Annotated in this window: 4 protein-coding genes; 3 read left to right on the top strand and 1 reads right to left on the bottom strand. The window is 62.2% G+C overall.

Features of this window, described 5'->3' with window-relative positions:
• Positions 1-86: 86 nt before the first annotated feature.
• The 3 genes from G6O54_RS36640 to G6O54_RS36650 all read left to right on the top strand — a co-directional run bounded on the left by G6O54_RS36640 (position 87) and on the right by G6O54_RS36650 (position 1,719).
• On the top strand, positions 87-599 hold the full coding sequence (locus G6O54_RS36640) for a hypothetical protein (protein WP_165235990.1): 513 nt from the start codon (positions 87-89) through the stop codon (positions 597-599).
• Positions 592-1,020 carry an HNH endonuclease gene (locus G6O54_RS39010; RefSeq protein ID WP_165235993.1) on the top strand — a complete coding sequence of 143 codons (429 nt, stop codon included), beginning with the start codon at positions 592-594 and terminating at the stop codon, positions 1,018-1,020. Before G6O54_RS36640 ends, G6O54_RS39010 begins: the two co-directional genes overlap by 8 nt.
• Positions 1,021-1,104: 84 nt before the next feature.
• Positions 1,105-1,719 carry a hypothetical protein gene (locus G6O54_RS36650; protein WP_165235996.1) on the top strand — a complete coding sequence of 205 codons (615 nt, stop codon included), beginning with the start codon at positions 1,105-1,107 and terminating at the stop codon, positions 1,717-1,719.
• A gap of 356 nt (positions 1,720-2,075) precedes the next feature.
• Here the strand turns inward: G6O54_RS36650 and G6O54_RS36655 are convergent.
• Positions 2,076-2,680 (bottom strand): hypothetical protein (locus tag G6O54_RS36655; RefSeq protein ID WP_165235999.1); only part of this gene is annotated, 605 nt, incomplete at its 5' end.

Raw genomic sequence — 2,680 nt, forward strand, 5'->3', positions numbered from 1 at the left:
CTGGTTGAACTCGGGTACCTCCCCAAATACGATAGGTTCAAAAGGGGGTAGGGATGGCTGGCAAACGAATCGAGCCATGGAAAAGAATGAGAGAAGCCCTCGAGGCGAAGGCCAAGGCGAGGGCGAGGGCGAAGGCCGAGGCGACGGCCGCCTCGAAGGCGAAGCCCCCCTCGAAACCGAAGCCCCCCTCGAAGCCGAAGTCCCCCTCGGAGCCGAAGCCCGCCTCGGCGGCGTCGGCATATGACTCACAAATTGGCGTGCAGGTTGAGGGGATTGCATTAGGAGTCGTCAAGCTTCCTTCGCCCACAAGAACCGCACGGCGTTCGGCTCGGGTGGCTACAAGGCGAGAAACAGAACTCTTGGACCGGATCAATCTAGGCCTGTCCGAATTGCAAAGTCGGCGATTTCAAGAACTTGATTCGCTCCGAGAGCAGGAGCAACTCACTCCCGAGGAACTCGAAGAGTTCCTAGCTCTTGCAGACGCATCCGAGCGGATGAGGAACGATCGATTCGCGGCGATCGTGGAACTCGCCAGCCTCCGTGGCGTATCAGTTTCGGCACTTGTCATGAAGATGGGTTTGGGGCCCTTGGGTGTCTGAGACCCGCATCCCGAAGCGATTGCGAGACCAAGTACGCGACCGTGCGAACGGCTATTGCGAGTATTGCCGGTGCCCGGATATCGCCGGGACCGCACCCTACGCCGTCGAGCACGTCATCCCCGAAAGCAAAGGCGGTGCGACGGTTCCGGAGAACCTCGCGTGGGCGTGCCCGTACTGCAACGGCTCCAAATATACCAGGGTAGATGGGTGGGACCCGGCGACGAGCAAGTGGGCTCGCCTATTCAACCCGAGAAAGCAGCGATGGAGCAGTCATTTCGTCTGGAGTGACGACATGACTCGAGTACTCGGGACGACATCCACCGGCAGGGCTACGGTGGAAACGCTGCAATTGAATAGGCCGCCCATTATGGTTTTCCGAGGCATGCTTGTGAATGCGGGATATCTCCCACCCCCGGAATAGGTGTGGGCCCCACTGTCGGATGCACGCCCCCGAGCCCTCGGTGATGATAGTGACGGCGATGATTCTCCGCTTGGGGGATGCTCAATGGAGCCGAACATTCCCCCGCATCTTGGAGCAGCTATGCCCTCCGAATGGGTTCCCGTCGTGACCTCGATCGTCAGTCCGATCATCACCGCCACGGCGGCGATCCTCGCTGTTCATGTCACCCAGCGGGGAACCGCGAAGAAGGACCGCGAGCAGAAGGAGCTGGACCTCGAACACCACCAGCTCAAGCAACGGGACGACTTCCAGCGTAAGACCCTCCTCCAGATGCAAACCGCGTTGATGAAATATGAGGAGGCTTCAGCACGGATCCAGGACGCTTGGACCCGCGAATTCAATACAGAACGGGTAGATGAGGAGTGGGTAGAAGGGCCATTGTCCGAGCGAGTGAAACAGGCGTACCGCGTGAGCATGACAAAGGTGGAAGTGCTCAAGGAGAGGATTCTCGACGATGAACTTCGCGTGAAGATCGACGCCGCTATCTTGAGTGCAGAGAGGATGCGGGCGGCTGAGACATACGACGAAGGCAGGGAACACATGCACCAATCTTACTTCGAATTGAGGGGAGCCCAGAAACGTATCGGCCAAGTCCTCCGAGGCCTGCTGGGGGCGGGCAGCGTGGGATATATCCCGGAGGTCCGTCGAAAAGGCGTGTAGCCCGGCTGGGGGCGGTTAAACGCGAAGCCTCCACTCCAAACGGCCCCCCGTGGTCGCCTCGGCCATTGCCTGCCGCCGGGGGAGCCCGCGAAGATGGATTCCTCCAGGCCCGAAGTCGGGCCGTCAACCTGCACCGCGAGCGGAGGGATTCGTGGACCCGAAAGACCGAGAGCTGATGGAGCGTCTCGTCCGGGCCGCCGAGAAGAGCCAGCCGCTCTCCGCGCAGAGGAAAGGTGTCAGCAGAGGAAAGGTTTCATGCAAGTCTATCAACGTATTGATTCATCGGTTCCTAACACCCTGACAACAACCGGCCTCCGACCGCTTGCCCCAAGCTCCCGTCGAGCAGACTGAGTGCGTCATCGGACGGGGCGACGTCTCCGGGGTGTGTTCCTCATCATACCGTTGTTCTCGTTCCTGGGCGGCTCGCCGGACTTTGCGATTGTGCCCCGCAACGCCATGAGGAACTTGGAGAAGGGCGTCCCCACCCCCAGGAGCCGCTCGCCGTCGCGGGTGCTGCCGGCGTGGACGGCCACGACTTCACCGTCCGCATTGAGGATCGGGGCGCCGCTCGTGGCGCGTAGCTCCGTCTTCGGGTCGTCGAGGGCGTAGAGGAGGAATCCATCCTCGTCGGGACCCTCGACTTTTGCCGGATGCAGCCGCTGATCGCGGGGGGCGCCGGAGAGCAGCGAGGCGGCGAGCCAGACACGCTCGCCGGGTTTGGGCATTTCCGTCGCCAGCGGACGAGGCTCCAGGCTCAGCCCCGCGGGAGATCGGATCGCGACGATGTCCCCCGTTCGCGACTCGGTGCCGATCGGGCCGGCGCCGGGGATGAGGAGGACCTCGTGGCCCGCCTCGACCGTCTCCGACTCGTCGAACAGGTCGATGAGCTGGACGTCGGCCACCGCGGAAGGCAGGTCGGCCGACTCGAGTTGGGATTTCAGCCCTCCGGCCGGCCCGAAGA

Source organism: Aquisphaera insulae, assembly GCF_011064615.1.
Lineage (GTDB): Bacteria > Planctomycetota > Planctomycetia > Isosphaerales > Isosphaeraceae > Aquisphaera > Aquisphaera insulae.

Excerpts from the sequence above, each read along its gene's own strand:
- G6O54_RS36640 (WP_165235990.1), top strand. The coding sequence starts at position 87 with ATGAGAGAAGCCCTCGAGGCGAAGGCCAAGGCGAGGGCGAGGGCGAAG.
- G6O54_RS36650 (WP_165235996.1), top strand. The coding sequence starts at position 1,105 with ATGGAGCCGAACATTCCCCCGCATCTTGGAGCAGCTATGCCCTCCGAA.